The organism is Spirosoma lituiforme, from assembly GCF_054776635.1.
Genome location: NZ_BAAHBO010000001.1, coordinates 1,629,618 through 1,646,136 on the forward strand (window position 1 = coordinate 1,629,618; position 16,519 = coordinate 1,646,136).

13 protein-coding genes are annotated in these 16,519 nt (G+C 43.7%); 1 reads left to right on the forward strand and 12 read right to left on the reverse strand.

Annotated elements, in window-relative coordinates; translation table 11 throughout:
- Positions 1–235: 235 nt before the first annotated feature.
- From ACYU87_RS06955 to ACYU87_RS06970, 4 genes are all read right to left on the reverse strand, one after another.
- Positions 236–565: an NHLP leader peptide family RiPP precursor gene (locus ACYU87_RS06955; protein ID WP_461133298.1), complete on the reverse strand. Its 330-nt coding sequence runs from the start codon at positions 563–565 to the stop codon at positions 236–238.
- Positions 566–1,546: 981 nt separating this feature from the next.
- The gene (locus tag ACYU87_RS06960; protein WP_461133299.1) at positions 1,547–2,263 is read right to left on the reverse strand and encodes a DUF3667 domain-containing protein; all 717 of its coding nucleotides are present in this window, start codon (positions 2,261–2,263) and stop codon (positions 1,547–1,549) included.
- A gap of 24 nt (positions 2,264–2,287) precedes the next feature.
- Entirely contained in the window at positions 2,288–4,291 is a 2,004-nt protein-coding gene (locus tag ACYU87_RS06965; protein ID WP_461133300.1) for an adenylate/guanylate cyclase domain-containing protein, read from the reverse strand.
- The gene (locus ACYU87_RS06970; RefSeq protein ID WP_461133301.1) at positions 4,291–4,581 is read right to left on the reverse strand and encodes a TOMM propeptide domain-containing protein; all 291 of its coding nucleotides are present in this window, start codon (positions 4,579–4,581) and stop codon (positions 4,291–4,293) included. The genes ACYU87_RS06965 and ACYU87_RS06970 overlap by 1 nt, the downstream gene beginning before the upstream one ends.
- 572 nt (positions 4,582–5,153) lie before the next feature.
- Between ACYU87_RS06970 and ACYU87_RS06975 the strand changes: the two genes are divergently transcribed.
- Positions 5,154–5,798, forward strand: coding sequence for a helix-turn-helix transcriptional regulator (locus ACYU87_RS06975; RefSeq protein WP_461133302.1), 645 nt, complete (start codon positions 5,154–5,156; stop codon positions 5,796–5,798).
- Positions 5,799–5,990: 192 nt separating this feature from the next.
- Here ACYU87_RS06975 and ACYU87_RS06980 read toward each other — a convergent pair whose 3' ends face one another.
- The 8 genes from ACYU87_RS06980 to ACYU87_RS07015 all read right to left on the reverse strand — a co-directional run bounded on the left by ACYU87_RS06980 (position 5,991) and on the right by ACYU87_RS07015 (position 16,499).
- Positions 5,991–9,116: a lantibiotic dehydratase gene (locus ACYU87_RS06980; RefSeq protein WP_461133303.1), complete on the reverse strand. Its 3,126-nt coding sequence runs from the start codon at positions 9,114–9,116 to the stop codon at positions 5,991–5,993.
- A gap of 229 nt (positions 9,117–9,345) precedes the next feature.
- Positions 9,346–10,062: a LytR/AlgR family response regulator transcription factor gene (locus ACYU87_RS06985; protein ID WP_461133304.1), complete on the reverse strand. Its 717-nt coding sequence runs from the start codon at positions 10,060–10,062 to the stop codon at positions 9,346–9,348.
- On the reverse strand, positions 10,059–11,549 hold the full coding sequence (locus ACYU87_RS06990; RefSeq protein WP_461133305.1) for a sensor histidine kinase: 1,491 nt from the start codon (positions 11,547–11,549) through the stop codon (positions 10,059–10,061). The genes ACYU87_RS06985 and ACYU87_RS06990 overlap by 4 nt, the downstream gene beginning before the upstream one ends.
- Positions 11,550–11,561: 12 nt before the next feature.
- Positions 11,562–12,620 (reverse strand): GNAT family N-acetyltransferase, encoded by a 1,059-nt coding sequence (locus tag ACYU87_RS06995; RefSeq protein ID WP_461133306.1) that lies wholly within the window; start codon positions 12,618–12,620, stop codon positions 11,562–11,564.
- A gap of 106 nt (positions 12,621–12,726) precedes the next feature.
- Complete coding sequence (locus ACYU87_RS07000) at positions 12,727–13,056, reverse strand: hypothetical protein (RefSeq protein ID WP_461133307.1); 330 nt, start codon at positions 13,054–13,056, stop codon at positions 12,727–12,729.
- Positions 13,057–13,400: 344 nt separating this feature from the next.
- Entirely contained in the window at positions 13,401–14,360 is a 960-nt protein-coding gene (locus ACYU87_RS07005; protein WP_461133308.1) for a sensor histidine kinase, read from the reverse strand.
- Between the two features lie 517 nt (positions 14,361–14,877).
- Positions 14,878–15,651 (reverse strand): LytR/AlgR family response regulator transcription factor, encoded by a 774-nt coding sequence (locus tag ACYU87_RS07010; protein ID WP_461133309.1) that lies wholly within the window; start codon positions 15,649–15,651, stop codon positions 14,878–14,880.
- Between the two features lie 230 nt (positions 15,652–15,881).
- A complete protein-coding gene (locus ACYU87_RS07015) occupies positions 15,882–16,499 on the reverse strand; it encodes a hypothetical protein (protein WP_461133310.1) in 618 nt (205 codons plus the stop codon).
- Positions 16,500–16,519: the final 20 nt, after the last annotated feature.

Below are 16,519 nucleotides of genomic sequence, written 5' to 3' on the forward strand. Positions count from 1 at the left end.
TCATCTTCGTAACATTTGTCGATGATCGTCTGTAGGTTTTTCTCGGCGTTTACTTGTGCTTGATTGAAATCCATTGCCTTATTAGTTTGACTGTTTGTTAGTTAGTTATAGTTATTATGTATGTTAATTCTACTGTCAATAACCGATATAGAGTCATATTCAGATAACACTATTCTTTTCATTTCTATACAGCTTATACACTGTATAATTTCTTTCTATTCGAAGCCTTATTTCATTAAACTATTAAATAATCATTTAACGTAGGAAATAAGCTAATAACTAAATAACCCCATATTTTTTGTCCACCACCAGCTACAGCCTCGAGTTGTTCCTCTGTCAACTCCATACTCTCTATCTCTGGTTCTGCTGGTATATTTACATATATTTTCGACTTATCTGTTTGATCATTAACAATCAAACTTTTCCCTTCCGGCAAAACTACTTTAACTCCGGTTAGTTTTTCTATCGCTTTTACTGGGTCTACTATTAGCTCTTTTCTAAAGTTAATATCTTCCCAGGCTTTAGATATAATTACTTCTATAACTTCCTGTTTTCTCTGTTCCATCTCCAATTACTATGCTACAAAGTTGAACTTATTTTTCTTTATAAATTTGCCAAACAAACTGTCAAAATTGCCACTTTTATTATATCTAATTTACTTCGTAACAAGAGCAAACTATTTTACCTAAGATATAATTTCTGACTTTTGATAAGATAAAGGTATAGGATTTATAACCTATAAAACTGCCAAATAATCCGATAAAGGAGCATTAGTAAATCAATATAAATATGGTATTCGCCTGACGAATGTTTACTCTATATTCAGCGAGCCGTTGCGCCGATGTTTCTGCTACAATTGTGAAAGAAGAAGGTGAAATTAATTTAGATCTTTAGAGAGCCGTAATGCTTGGCCAATGTTGTTGTGGACTCCGTGTTACAAAAGCGGGTTGCCTTTGCCGCTCTTTGAGCATGGCGTAGTTCATTATTCTCTAGGCTTTATACTCTATACAATCATAACGGTTTGAGCTTTGTACTTATACAATAAACCGGGCTATCAGATCAATCATTGAGAGATTTTCTGATAGCCCGGTTCAACTAGGCCAGATCAATATGAAACGGATGAACTTAGGGTGTTAAGGTAAGGAGTAATCGATTTGTCACTTATACTTAGCTACCCGTCGCTCAGGCAGTTTGCTTACCTGTTATATGGCAGCGATGTGGTGATAGTTAATGAACGATGTTCCGGCGGCCTATTTCAGCCTGAACACTCTTAAGCTTTTTTGAATACCTGGAACTGACCAGGTAAGCGAAAAACAACAATATGAAGGTAAATCCCCCCCCTTTGTGTGCAGCCGACCAGATAGCGATGCCAACTAATAAACCGACAATCAGAGCAGTGATCGTTTTTTGCGATTGCACAGTTTTCTCTTCCGTAACTAATTGGTCAAGTGTCATGTTAGAATAGTCCTTGTACAAAATCATAAACTAGCCGTTTTTGAAAAATTATACATTATAGATACTGTTGGGTAAGTAGTAACTAGTATTTTCAATGCTTTGTCATTAGTTCTATTAATGCTCCAAGCATAATTGCTACAGCGGTAAACGTAATCATTCCCAGCATATAAGCTGCAAGCGCTTTAATATAATTGACTATTCTTTTCTTGTCGAAAAATTGTCCTATGGCCCAACTGCAATAACCAATCCCCACAACACTTGCACTTTGCGTTAAGTCTACTTGAGTTAAGCCTTGAATAATGGCAGAAATAGCAAAAATTAGCATTGCTATACCCATTGCAAAACACAAAAGAATTAATATTTCAAAAAAATTATAGGCGTATTTTTTGAAAAAAACTTTTATCCACAAGGCAATGAATATACCCATAATTATATTACCATATCCATAATGATCTTGGACCCATTTAAAAATAAGACCTGTTGCCGACTCTTTCTTTTCATCATAATTTACATACCCCTGCTCTAAATGAAAAAAGTGGGTTATAAGTGAATAAACTAATGAAGTAATGATTATAAAGATGACTGGCTTTACAAGGCGGCTCCTATCTTCCAAAATAAAATATCTAACATTTTCTCCTGGTCTTACCAACAATTCTTTTATTGTGTATAAGATACCTCGCTCAAAGTGCAGAACATGCTCTATTTCATGCATAATATAGTGTCCGTCAATCCGCTTGACATTCACTTGCTGTCCACAATTAACGCAGCTATTTCCACCTACTTTTATTTCGTCAATTTTATACTCCATCACTATGCTGAAATTTAAGTTCCTCTAATTAACGGGTTCGTAAGTAACGGCTTCCGGAACGCTGTTCTTTTCTACGAAGTACATGGCTATTTCACCTTTCCCCTTCGCATGCACATGGCCCCTGTACTCGAATCGGAAGCAGTCCTCGTGCTTGACAAGCTGGTACAGTGTATCACTAATATTAACTTTCCCTACAAGGCTATTGCTCTCCATCCGACTGGCGGTGTTAACTGTATCGCCCCATACGTCGTACTGGAATTTCTTTACGCCCACTATTCCTGCAACAATTGGTCCAGCATGAATGCCCAACCGCATTTCGAAAGCCGGACGCCCTATATTTTGGTTTTCTGTGAATCGCCGAGCCATAAACGCCTGCATTTCCAATCCAGCCAACACTACATTTCTTAATGAATACTCGTCGGCATGAGGAATCCCTCCGGCGGCCATGTAAGCATCGCCTATCGTTTTTATTTTCTCAATCTGATATTTCTCCGTGATCAGGTCAAATGCTCTGAAACACACATTGATCTCCTCCACCAGGCTTTGCGGAGTCATTTTTTCAGCGGTTTGCGTAAAGGACTTGAAATCGGTGAACAGGATGGAAACCAGGTTGTAGTCACGGGCATTTACGCTTCCTTTTTGTTTTAGCTCCTCGGCGATTTCCTCAGGGAGAATATTTAGGAGCAGTGCTTCGGATCGATCTTTTTCGACTTTCAGGGCCGTTCTTGATTTTCTAGTGTAATTCAATCGGTTCCATAACCCAGCGGCAATCAGGAGAATGAAGCCTAACGTGATAATGATAATATTTCGTTGCTTTTCCTGCTGCCGAACTTCAGCCTGGTGCTTGAGTTGAGTAAGGTGTTCCTTGTTTACATGGTCCAGGCTATCGACCAATTGTCGTTTCTGAAACTCCATGCCCATGATCTTGTTGGACGTTTCAGTTAGATTCAGACTGTCGTTAAACTTGTTGGCTTGCTCATAGTAGTGTAGAGCCTGCTGGGTATTGCCTAGTGCTTTGTACGATTGATACAAGCAATCGCAACCACTTTTTTCGACAGATAAAGCACCCAGCTTTTGAGCCAATATGAATCCATTTCGACACTTGGTTAAAGCGATTTGAGGCTTTCCTAATCGATGCATGATATTACCAATGGCAATCATGGTTTCGCTTTGAAATTGCGAAAAATCCGTTTCGTTGGCGTACGTTAAGCAACGATTTAAATAAGGTAGTGCTCTCTTATAATCTGACTGTTTATAAAATAACTCGCCCAAGGCTGATAGTGCTTCCATTTGCAACTCCTTATTATTCAACGAATCAGATAGTTGCAACGATTGATTGAGATACTGAAATGCTTTTTTATAGTTCCCTTTTTCTTTGTATATTTTACCTATTGATTTTAAAATTTTAGAAATTGTTGTTTGCTGACTTAGCTTTTTATTAACGACATAGGATTGATGAAAGTAGTCCATAGCATTGGAATAATCTTTCCCCTGCATGTAAATTAATCCTATGTTGTAAGTGAATGCAGCTAAAGATTTTGTATCTCCTGTTTCTTTTATAACTAGGACAGCTTTTTTAAAATATTCAAGTGCTTTCAGGTAATTTCCCTGACTATTATATACACCTCCTAAGTTATTTAGTGCCGAAGCAAGCCCTTTTTTGTATCCTATCTCTTTAAAAGTTCCAATACCTTTCTTATAATAATCTATAGCTTTTGCATAAGCGCCTTGATAATAATAAGTTATTGCTATATAATTGAAACAATCCCCTACCTTCTGTTTATCGCCGATGAGACTGTAGATATGCAAGCTTGTTTCAAGCGAACTTAATGACTGTTGGTATTTATTACTATCTAGGTAAGTCGATGCTAGATTAAAAAGACTATCTGCAAACTTCTTGTTCTTTAACATAGTCACCTTCTTCAAAGTAGCCGTATTGGTTATAAAAGCGGTTTGACCATGCACTTTCTCTCTGATTTCACTGATCAGAAAGAAAAAGAGCACGAGCAATATTCGCCATGTATTCATTATCTAACTATTATAGATACGTCCGCTCCACCCGCTACAATATCCAGTTGCTCTTCATTTAATTCAACATCTTCTGTGTCACTCTCTGAAGGCAGGTTAATGAAAATAGTTGTGGGATCGGTCTGATCAACTATGGTTATTTTTTTACCCTGTGAAATAATGATACGGCATCCGGCAAAATGCTCAATCGTCTTGAGTGGATTGTCCAACAGATTTTTTTTAAACGTAGCGTCTTCCCGTACTTTTTTCGCAAGACTCTGCAAGAAATTTTGATCGGTCAATAAATCCATGATTTCTACTTGATTTTTGGTTACCTGTACAGCAAAGTTGATCAAACGCGATACGACGTAACTGACAAAAACACTGACAAAAGCTGTTTTCTCCGCCCTCCCTATACTTATATCTTTCTATAACGTCGCCACTTTTCGCTCCTCACGACAAGTGTTTGCATGTGCTGCAAGACTGTTTGGTTGTTCAACAGAGACCCATCAACTATGAATGCACATGCTATCAGCATAGTATATAAGAATGTAAACCATTAATTATCAATCAGTTATTCTAGAAGATTATCATTTTCCTTTCACATCCTTGTTTAATAACTGGTTTCTATCTGGTTATCCAGTATCCGTGTAGCGACCATTGGCCGTACCATGTCGTTATGGATTCGGGCTTATGTGACGTTGAACCCGGTTTTCATTCATCGATCGAATTCGGGCATTTGTCGAAGGCTGGGTATGCACTGGTCTAAGTTAGTTGTACCGACCAGCTCACAATAACTACTTTTAGTATGTCGACCCGCCCAACTCACTGGAGGAGCGTTCAATATACACACTAGCTCTTTTTATCTAATTCTAGTTTTAAAATGGACACTACAAAAAATGTATCGATCAACTGGTCTTCGACCGATGTTCTGGAAGAAATCATTCAAAACATCAAGAAACCATTAGAAAACATATTAGCTGTTAGCAAAGGTGAAGATTCGATTGGCCGAGATGAGATTGTCTTTTCCAGCAGCAAAGAAATAAGTGACATAGTGGAAGAAATGATGGTAAAAGCGAGAGAAAAATCATTAAAAATGACGTTTCACGAGCACCCGGAAATATTTAAAATATACGATTCAACGGCAAATGTCCGAAAAATGTGTTCCAACGAAATAAATCCTCAAAGGATAACGAAGCAGGATCAAAGCTGGCTGTTAAATCTTGAGAAGGAAGTGTATGGTTCTATAAACCAGGAGTACCTTGACCTGTATGAACTATCGTACAGAATGGCCATCAGCGAAAGACAGCTACACAGAAAAATATTAAGCCTAGTTTATCTGACACCTAACAAATACATACGGGTATTACGTCTTCATAAAGCAAAGCAGATTATCGATAATTACATCGACCGGTCTATTTCACAAATTGCCTACACAGTAGGCTACAGCGATGTACACTATTTCTCAAAGTTATTTGCGGATCAATATAATGTCTCCCCTAAAGAATTATTGAAAGCCTGCTGCTGAATTGATGCCTATTAATTGGTCAAATTCAACTTAAGTAATCAAGCAGAATTAGATTGAACTGTTTTCAACCGGCGGTTTGTCATTCCGACGCAGGAGGAATCTTCGGACATAGATAGAAAAGTCGAATTTATCCGAAGGTTACTCCTGCATCGGAATGACAAAAAATAGTATACTCTAGTTTTGCGTAACTACTTACGCACCGGTAGCGGTCCGCCGGGCTCGTATGGAGTCGTAATGCCGGGCCAGGCAGTGATAGAGTACCAGTTCATAAGCCCGCTGTTTGGACGGAAACAGGCGATTGACAAGCATGTGAATAACGCTGCTTAAAATGGCGTAAAGTCGTTGAGAATTTGCCAGTGACCTGACCAGTTTCTGCACCAGTTCGGTCTGACGATTCTCCCAGTCGGTCAGATCGACAGCAATCGAAAAATCGCTGGCCAGCGCCTGGTCCATCAATGGGCGATACGTCCGGTATTTTTCGTTCAGTTGATGACGTAATTCCGATGAACCGCCAAATTCCTGAAAAAAACGCTCCTTCAATTCGCCCGTTATTTTCAGACAGGCATCGGGCGCAAGTCCTGCACCAATCAGCAGTTGGTCAATTTTTCGAATGGCGATGGCAACCCGTAAGTTTTCGTCGAACTCATGGCCGGTATGCGCAATGAACGCTAGTGTAGACAGGCTATCATAATAAAATAAGGTTTCGCAAAGCGCCATGTGTTCTATTCCGTACCGTTCGAGTTCACGCTGGTACGTATCGACCTGTACGCTGTGCACAATGCCCGACTCGATCGCTTCGTGCAACGCCTTTTCCATAACCCGCACAACATGATGATAGAATTCGAGATGCGCATTACCCCGAAATCGAAGTCGTAAATGCGGATCGCTGTCTTTGTAGCGAATAAAGAAGAATTCGTCAATAATCTGTGTCTTTAACAGTTGTTTGACTACGGGGTAGATTGTCTCGATCAGGAGCGGGTCAGATGTTTTTTCGCCGGTATATACTTTCAGATAGAACCACTCGCTGCCAATGGAAAACTTTCGTTGTGGCAATACGCCAGTCGATTGACTCAAGCCGGGAAACGGTTTTGCCGCTGCATTTTGAAACGGAATAATTACTTCATGCGTAAAATGATCACGTTTACTGGCTAAAGGCGAGCGGTCGGGCGTTGACAGAAACTCCACTAACCTGATGTGGCCTGATGAGCCGGCATGGGATAGCCGACGAATTTCCTGTGCCAGTAGTGCCAGCGACGCAGGCGTGTGCATTGAAATAAACAGTTCGTTGTCACCCTGGGCAATGACAAACTGATCGGGCAGTCCGGCAGCCGTTAACTGGGCAACCAGCCGTAATGGATTGTCGGGGGTAAGGTCGGCGCAGGCAAGCTGCCAAGTGGCCCGGCTGATAATGATGTTCCGATAACGAACCCTGGGCAGATACGTTTGGGTACGGAGAACGCCCCAGTTCCAGGCAATATTCAGGTGGGAGTCCTGCGCCTGTAGGTCGCACAGAAACCGGTATATGGGTAATCCCTGCGAGAAATTATGGGCATTGCTCAGGCGGGGAATTATCCGTTTATTCAGTCGTTTGGAGCGCAAAATAATCTGGCCCTGAGTAGTTTGGTCATAATGAACCGATACTCGTAAGTCGGTCAGCGGAATTTGATAAGCTGGCTCTACCGACGATTGTCCCAAGTACGGAATTTCGTACTGGTGGGTAGTTGGTCGGATTAAAATATTACCGACCCGGTTTTCGGGCAGGTGAACGATTTCCGCAATGATCACATCCGGGTGGTAGTTCTCTTCCGTTACGGCACATTCTTTAATCTGCTGAGCCAGCGGTTCGTTGCCCTCTCCGAACCGGCTGAGCAGGTTTATGGCCGACGGTCCCTTGCAGGCCAGCAAATTAAACTGAAAGTCGCCCTCATCGATGGCTTTAGACGAACTGGCCAGCAACGTACCGAACGCATAAAAGCTATCAGGAACGGATGGCGTTTCGGCCTGGCTGTTGATATACGTTAACTCATCTTCGGTCAGGATAATTTCGTGTACGGCGCCAGCGGTTCGATTGGTGCGGAGCGCCTGGGTGTATTTGTCCATTACCAGCGTTTGCCACCAGTCCCAGGTCGTTGTTTGGGTAGCTGGACTGGTCACAAACGTTAAATCGTCGATCAGCGGTGCGTACCCTACCCCGAACGTTGAACCGGAGCCATACCCGATACCCGATTCGGCGTCGATAGCCAACGATAAGGGTACCTCCTCATCTTCGTAGCGATTGTAGAACCGACGTTTAAATTCATCGAGATCAGGCGAATTATTAGGCTGATTCAGGACCAGTAACTTCTCAAGATCCCGTTGAATGATGTGCAAGGCATGTTTACTGAGCTGCAGCGTCGGATTATCGAAAAAAGTATCTACCTGAACGATATCGGCAGAAGGCAACCGGATTCCCCGATCAACAAACCATGCCTGCACCTGACCGTACGCCAGCAGTCGATCCGGCTGTTGCAGCGAGTGTTGTAACTGACGCAGCTGATCCGTTATATCAGTGGTACCCGATAAGGCCGCCATTCGCTCCGTGAGTCGATCCAGGTAATGCAGCCCCGTTATGGTTGGTTCTATTTCGAAGGTTAACAACTGGCCTTCAATAAGTTGTTCGACAAAACTGACGGCTTCGTGAGGATCAATGTTATAGACTGTCAGCTGGTTTGCCAGTTCCTGAATAGTTGCTCCGTTGCGGGCTGCTTCCAGAACGACCGTCAGGTGTTGTTCCGCTTCAGCAACGCTGATAAAATAGTTACGCCGTTTATTATCGACCTGCTGTTCAATGTAGCGCAATGACGAGCCTATCGGGTAGAGTGATGAATTGGGAAACAAACGCAGCTGATCGCGGATAGTAGATTGACTGACAAGCCATTGACAAATGGCCAGCAGGCAATCCATATCGATGCGGGTATGCGTTCGAAGTGTTGCGGTTGTGCCTGCCCGAAACTGGGTTTGCTCATCGAAACACCCTACCGTACAACCAGCAAAGAGTCCGTAGGGCGTTGGGCGACTACATGTACGAATCAGGTATTTGTGAAGCGTTATCAGTAGTTTGTCCTGTTCAGGAATGGTTTCTCCCGATAGCCAACGTTGAAACCGTTCATAAAGAGAAGGCGATGCGATGAAAATAGCCTGCTGCGCGAGCGGGTCCTGATAGTGTTTGCGGAGTAGATCCGTTAATGAGTGGGTCGTAAGTTGCTGATAAAATCGAATCAACAGGTCGATAGCATACGTCGGTTGACGCAGTAAAAAAAAATCTTTTGGCTGAATCATGTAGTGGATACCCGATCATATTCGTGTTTTAATCGGTTAGTTAAGCGATAAAAAGGGAAAACATTATACTACAAAAAAGGCCATAACGGGACTTAAACGCTATGAATAGCGCATGTATGTGATAAAAATGTGACGAATGGTGGTTTTTTGGGCTGAAGTGACGAATGGTTTTCTCCACGCATGGTGTGCATGAATTTGCCTGTCGCTAAGCTTTTTAAGGCACAATTAATTATTGATTAAAGTACCAGCTTTTAACGGCGTCGCGGTAGGTGGCTCCTACCGAAAACAGCTCGCCCGCTACCGTCTCAATAGAATTCGATCGGTAATTGACAATGTAGTTTTTGGCCATAATAATGCTTCGGCTAATCCGGATAAAGTCTGCCTCCGGTAGTTCCGTTAGTATATCCGACATTGTTTTTCGGACAATGCTGGTTTTAGTCGATGTAACGATCCGCAAATAATTTTCTTCTGCCGTAATATACTGAATACCAGCCAATAAAATTTGTTCTTTTTCCAGTCGCCGGTCGGTGCTTTTCGTGATCAGATAGTTTTGCTGAGCGGTTTGTTGGGGACGTGTGGCTAAACGGGCTTCTACTTTGCTGATGGCCTCCGAAAATCGCTCAAATTTTATGGGCTTAAGTAAGTAATCAGCTACCGAAAATTTAAAGCTTTCAACGGCATATTCGAAGTGGGCAGACGTAATGATGATTTCCGGAAGTGGGGCGGGCAATTCCGCTAAAAAATCGAAACCCGATAGTCGGGGCATCTGAATGTCCAGCAATAACAGGTCGGGTTGCGCCTGTTGGTAATGTAGTAAGGCCTGCTGAACATTATAGGCTGTTCCAACCAATGTCAGACCCGGAATTTCACGGATATGTTTAATCAATATGGCTTGCGCATAGGGCTCATCCTCGACAATATAACAACGGATCGGTCGGTTCGTCATAGCACTCCTTGCTGAACAGTCAGGTCGTTTATGCGCAATGATACATGATAAGTTTCGGACGTTTCTGTGATTGTCAGGTCGTATTGAGAAGGTTCGTAGGCGATAGCTAACCGTTCCCGGATATTGGCCAGGCCAAATCCGCTCGCTTTACTGGGCGATGACTGAACCAACTGGCTTACGTGCACAGGACGGCTATTGCTGACATTAACCTCCAGTTGCTGTTTTGCTGAATCGATATTAATCGAAATGTTAACCCATTTGTTGTCGAAATCTGTAGTAAGGCCGTGTTTAAAGGCATTTTCTACCAGTGTAATCAACAGCAGTGGTAGAATGGCATAGCCTTTAACATCTCCCTGGATCGACAGTTGAATGATCGTCTGGTCGACATGGCGAATTCGCTCCATCGCCACGTAATCCCGAATAAATTGAATTTCCCGTTCCAGATACACCGTTTTTTCGTTAGCGTAATACAACGTATACCGGAGCATATCCGACAGGCTGGCTACGGTCAGACCAGCCCGATCGATGGCTTCGGGCGTTCCGACGCTGATCATCCCGTAAATGTTGTTAAGGGCATTGAAGAGAAAATGTGGATTCACCTGCTGCTGCAATAATTGTAATTGCCGCTCGACCAGATGCTTATTCTGCTCCTCCAGGCGCGCCTTTTCCCGCCCCTGATCGAGTTCGTGGTTTTTGGCCGCATCAATGGCATCTTTGATCTCTTCCGCTACCGTAGGAATCACCTTGAACATGTCGAGAGTAATCCCGGCAAAAAAATAAGCGCTCAGAAAGGCGATCAGAATAAAAACAAACCAGGTATTAAAATACCGCGACACGGTAGGCGGGTTCAGGCCATTCGCCCGTAAGGTACGTTGCCGGGAAACAGCCCACGGCTCCTTTTTTTGAAGTGCTTGTTGATACCGGCCCGATTCGGCGGGAGTCAGGAAGTTAAACTGATACTGGTACCCTTTATCGAGGGTTGTGTAAACAAGGACACCGAAAACAATGCATGACCAGATCAGCGCTGCCCATCGGCCAAGTAATATAGCAGCCAGTACGATGAGCGAGTGCCCCAAGGCAAAATCGGTCATCAGCGCATCATTGCTGGGGTTTCCCAGACCAGTCATGTGGCAAACGCTCATCGCCATAATCGATAGCAGGCTGGTCCACCGAATGATGGTATCTACCCGCGTATCCTTGCTGGTAGATGGGGCACGATTGTCTTTCCGGCGAAAAAGTCGGCTGTAATTATGACAGGCCGACACCAGATTAGCCACGCCCACCAATCCATAAATAAACCCCAGAGCAGGATGCGGAACAAAGTGACCGGTTGCCAATTTTTCAGAAATCAGAAAGATTGGTGTAAGTACTAAATAACTGATATTCAGAATAAACAAGAGCCGCCTTCTGGTTCTGGCAAACGGCTTAATCAGCTTTTTCCTCGATTGTTCCAGTAACTCTTTCAGGCTTACAGCAGTGCTCGACATCAGGCAGTGGCATCAGGCAAAATCGAAACAGGATATGTACTGCGGTAAATCGAGCGCCAGTTGACTCTCGTTGATGCCCACGGCCTTTACCAGAACATGCGTGCGAATAGCCTTCTGAAAACCGCTCAGTGGGCCTGACTCAGCCGTAGTCAGCAAGGCCAGGTGAGGGTCTTTCGAGTCGATTTGCCAAAGGGCCGAGTGTAAGCGAAAGTGTGCCAGTACACTTTCTAAAAGTGCATAAAGTCTGTCTTCAGCGCCTTTTTTCAAATAAAGGCCTTCCAGCACCACAAACTGATAATTAGCCGGATTGAAAAAACGCCTTGTCATCGACAAGGCTGGCAGCAGGTGCATCATAACCCAGCCACCCAGACCAGGCATGTCCAGAAATTGCCAGCGAACAGGATTCGCCTGGATACCGGCTATAATCTCACCATTCTCTTCCAGAACAAAGTAATTGTTCTGATAGCCAATATGCGCAAAGTTGGTAAACGTGTAAGCTGCATATGCTTTTTCAAGCAAGCTACGTATGGCATCGAGTTGATGGGAATCTACCTGCCGGAACCGGAAATCGATTTGGTGGGTATACCGTCGAAAGATATAGCTCTTCAGGGTAGCTACAGACTGGAAGCCCTCACCCAGCGATATGGACAGGGAGCGCGCATTTTTTTCTTCAATATACGCGTAGAAGATAGAGGGTGCGGTTGCGTACTGCTCGACATACCGGATGGCTTCCTGTTTCAACAAGCGACCATACCCCTTGCTTTTATGTCGATCATCGACCGCCAGATAGCGCCCGTAGAAGGCGGTTATGTACTCACTGCCTGCCTTAATACAACGTTCATCCAGACAATACAGGCCAATGAGTTCATTATCCTGCCTTAACTGAAAAAATAAAGGCTTGTGTAGCTGGCTAGCTTTCTGCTCCTGACCCGTATGCTGGTAGCGTACGCCATTGGTTCCGTAAATAGTACGTTTGAGCAAGGCAACACCAGCCAGGCCAGCCGTTTCGTCTACCCGGATGTCAAGGCTCCCATTCTGGTAAATCACTCCCTTCATTCCCTGTCTCTGCATCGAATCTACGTCACATATACATACTAAACGGCTATAGGTAAACTAAGTTTACCTATAGCCGCTCCGTGAAGACGTAAAAATAGAGCGAAATGAGTTCATAATCACCTTACTCGAAAAAGGAAACATAGCGATCAAGGCAACTGGCAAACCGCTCGAAAGAATACGGTTCAGTCAGGAAGTCGAGCGGGTTCAGGTTGAGATGGCTGAACAGATGCTGGGGATAAGGCGATGTAATAACCAACGCCGGATGATGGCGCAAGGCATCCAGAAACGGGCCGGGAACGTCGTCGTCCGGGTCGGCAAGCCGCAAAAAAACCAGGGCTTGTTTTGTGGTCTGAATGGCGGTCAGCATATCCTCCGTAAACGCCCCGGTCTGGCCAACGTTAAGCCAGCCGGTGCGCTGGAGATAATGAGCGAGTTGCCGCCGACTCGCCATTGATGAGTTTAGGAGAAGGTAAATAGGCAATAGGGTTAAAGTCCTGTAAAGACTATGGTAATATTGGTTCTGCCGGATGTTTTTGCTACTGGATTAGTTGATAAACAAACAATACGTTGTCTTTTGAAGGTCAAGCGTGCTGTAGTAGTAGTAGGTAGTGTTAGACTTTTCATAGTTATAGGGAGTAAAGAATTACGTAGTTTTTAGAGTTAAGCTTTACAGAATCAAGACTGCGTTTCGTTGACGATTTAAAAATAGCAGATTCCGGTAAAGAGCTTCAACTACTTTCGGCAAACGAGGGTACCTTTTCGACTAATGCCCAGATGGCTTCGACCAATGATTTATCAGGCCAAAGGTTCTACTTGAATCGTGAGTTTAACCGTATAGGTGGTTTCGGTCTTATCCGTAATTAATTCGTATTGGCCGTCGTAGAGAATGCCTAGTCGCCTGCGTACGTTACTCAACCCGATACCTCCCGATTTTTTTTCTGTCGTTTCTACAACGAGACGCTTTGCCGGTACACTGTTTTCTACTCGAAACACCAACTGGTCCGCTGTTATGTCTGCATTAATCTGTACATAAGCTGGTTCAGTGGCTCCTTTAACACCATGCTTGAAGGCGTTTTCCACAAACGTGATCAACAACAAAGGGGCAATCTGATACTGCTTCACTGGTCCACTCTGTTCATAGTCAATCACCAGATATTGATCAGCAAGACGATTGCGCTCCAGATCGAGATAGTTTTGAATATAGGCTAACTCCTTGTCAAGGGTTATTTTAGGCAAATCTGTTTCATAGAGGTTATAACGCATTAACTCAGATAGACGCAGAATCAAATCGGCTGCTTTTTCATTAGTATCAAAAACATCAGCATAAACACTATTGAGTGTATTAAATAAGAAATGAGGACTCACCTGCGCCTTCAAAAAAGTGAGTTCGAGGGCTAGCTTATCCTTTTCGAGCCGTAAAGACCGAAATCTGATTGTTATTATGTCTTTACAAATTTTAGGCAGTAAATACAACAAGGCTACATTAGTGCTATAAACAATATTCAACAGAAAAATTCTAAAGTTTGTAAAACAACCCAACAAGCCAGCTTCTCTAAATCGCTGCCAATTACGATTTACGTACTCATCAACTTCTGTTTTTATTTCACCAAGCTGATGCAAATAAAAAAAAATTAAATAGTTACTAAGATGAATAACAAAGAAGACAATGGCAGACCAAACTATTAATTTAACCGGCCGAAAGTGATACAGATAACGTGGCAGGATGACGTAACCCATAATATAATAATAGGCCATCGTCTGCAATATTGTTGTTACTATGAGTTTGTTTGTTGCGAACGTATACCCTTTCGTAGCTATTGGAATCGTATAGCTAGCTAGTACAATTGTAGTTAACCAGAGTATTGCATGAATAGCAGCACGAAATATAACTCGATATTTTTCGTAGAAAAAATATATATAGTTCCGGTCTGACGAATTATCTACTATACGATCAGCCATAGGTTTAACAAAAACAAAGCTTAGAATTATTGATTAGTTGGCAATAACTGCATTCTTATTTTACTAAGCATAGGTTAGTTGCAGGTTGAGCGTAACTTCATAGGTACTCTCAGTTGCCATTAAAACTAACTCGTATTTATCTTGATAAAGAGCCGCCAATCGCTTGCGGATATTTTCTAAACCAATGCCACCCGACTTTTTGTCCGAATTAGCAGTAACCGGCAATCTGTCTGGAACACTGTTCTCAACCCGGAACAAAAGCTGGTTCGTGTAAGTAGGGTTTGTTAGCCGCCTGGTTTGCCGTTCCGGCTTCTTAAATCATGTTTTTCTTCAACTCCTCCATGACCCGGTCACGGTAAGTAACGCCAATAGCTACTTTCTTTCCATCGAGGGTTGTAATCTGGTTACCGTCAATCTCTTTAATCGCTTGCCGCCGAATAATGTACGAGCGGTTGATTCGTAAAAACTGCGAGGGCGGAAGCATTTCTTCCAGCTTGCTCATCGTCATGTGCGTGACCAGCGCGCGCGTTGTCAGGTGCAATTTGAGGTAGTCTTTCATACCTTCAGCAAAGACGATATCCTCCGGTGCTACACGAATCAGTTTCTTATCTTCTTTGATCAGAAAGTAAGGAATCGTTTCGCGCGGGTCGATTGGGGGTTCGGTTTGTAAACGGGCGGTCGGACGCGTCGGTGCCGGTGCGTTCGGGTCTACAGCAAAGCCAAGCCGTTTGGTTACCCGATTGATGGCTTCCAGGAATTTATCGAACCCGGCCGGTTTGAGAAGATAATGGGTTACCGCTTCGAAGTTATAGGTTTCGGCCGCAAATTGAGGAGAAGCCGTTACCATAATGACCAGGGGGTGCGGTTGCGGCAGCGACTTTAAAAACTCAACACCCGTCATGTACGGCATTTCAACGTCCAGAAACAAGATGTCGGGCTTGAGCTGTTGCACCTGTTCCAATCCCTCGAACGGATCATACGTTTGGCCAAGCAAGGCCAGATAAGGCACGCGACTAATGTATTTTGACATGATGACATGGGCCGGGGATTCGTCATCGACGAGGTAACAAGTAAGTGTGTCTTTCATAACAGTAGCAATATATTCGATAAGCCTGATACAGCAGTGCGTTAATTGAAGGAAAGGCCACATTAGTCGAACGAACTCCCTTATCAGCCTGTAGTCTACCTGGATTGTGCAAAACGCCAGAAGTAACGTTGACTGATTACGTATACCGGTACAAAAAAAGCAGTCCCTGCCTGCGCAGAGACTGCCTGAAATGTGTAACAAACGGTCAGCCTATTTTAACCGTATGTGGCTCAATTTCCCATCAAAATTTTGTTCGTTACGTCCTGATCGATCGTGATATACCCCGGATAATTAACCTGCTTACCCAGCAGATCGAGTGTTGGTTTAATCCGGATCGTTAGTTTTGACGGTTGTGTACCACTGGCCCCCGACAGGTTCTGCACCAGTTGCGTGAAGGCATCACGCGTTTTGCTGTCCGTCAGTAATTGATATGCGTTGGTGTTCAGGCGTACCGGCACACGAGTCCGTCCGCCACCGGGCTGAACTTCAATCCGCTGATTCAAAAACCCATTGAACAACTCCTGTCCGGCGAGCAGAATCCGGTATTCCAACTGGTTGATACCCGCCAGCTTGTTGGTTGGGTTCGTAATGTCGATATTCAATCGGGCATCCAGTGGCACATTGCGCAGGAGCAGTCCGGTGGCTAGCCGTGGGTAACGGGCGGGATTGATGTCTTCCAGCTTCTTGAGCTGCCGGACGTCGATACCAGCCAGGTAGATACTATCGGCTGATGCAATCGTGTAGCGGCAATCGCCGAGGGTTTTTGCCTGTGAAATCTGTTTATTAACACCACACTGGCTGAATAACAACGGAAGCGCTACTACGAGTAAAGCAAGGCTTTTTTTCATGTCTGAGATATAAATCGTTT

Coding starts and splice junctions, on each gene's coding strand:
- ACYU87_RS06955 (WP_461133298.1), bottom strand. CDS start 565: ATGGAACAGAGAAAACAGGAAGTTATAGAAGTAATTATATCTAAAGCC.
- ACYU87_RS06960 (WP_461133299.1), bottom strand. CDS start 2,263: ATGGAGTATAAAATTGACGAAATAAAAGTAGGTGGAAATAGCTGCGTT.
- ACYU87_RS06965 (WP_461133300.1), bottom strand. CDS start 4,291: ATGAATACATGGCGAATATTGCTCGTGCTCTTTTTCTTTCTGATCAGT.
- ACYU87_RS06970 (WP_461133301.1), bottom strand. CDS start 4,581: ATGGATTTATTGACCGATCAAAATTTCTTGCAGAGTCTTGCGAAAAAA.
- ACYU87_RS06975 (WP_461133302.1), top strand. CDS start 5,154: ATGGACACTACAAAAAATGTATCGATCAACTGGTCTTCGACCGATGTT.
- ACYU87_RS06980 (WP_461133303.1), bottom strand. CDS start 9,116: ATGATTCAGCCAAAAGATTTTTTTTTACTGCGTCAACCGACGTATGCT.
- ACYU87_RS06985 (WP_461133304.1), bottom strand. CDS start 10,062: ATGACGAACCGACCGATCCGTTGTTATATTGTCGAGGATGAGCCCTAT.
- ACYU87_RS06990 (WP_461133305.1), bottom strand. CDS start 11,549: ATGTCGAGCACTGCTGTAAGCCTGAAAGAGTTACTGGAACAATCGAGG.
- ACYU87_RS06995 (WP_461133306.1), bottom strand. CDS start 12,620: ATGCAGAGACAGGGAATGAAGGGAGTGATTTACCAGAATGGGAGCCTT.
- ACYU87_RS07000 (WP_461133307.1), bottom strand. CDS start 13,056: ATGGCGAGTCGGCGGCAACTCGCTCATTATCTCCAGCGCACCGGCTGG.
- ACYU87_RS07005 (WP_461133308.1), bottom strand. CDS start 14,360: ATGGCCTATTATTATATTATGGGTTACGTCATCCTGCCACGTTATCTG.
- ACYU87_RS07010 (WP_461133309.1), bottom strand. CDS start 15,651: ATGAAAGACACACTTACTTGTTACCTCGTCGATGACGAATCCCCGGCC.
- ACYU87_RS07015 (WP_461133310.1), bottom strand. CDS start 16,499: ATGAAAAAAAGCCTTGCTTTACTCGTAGTAGCGCTTCCGTTGTTATTC.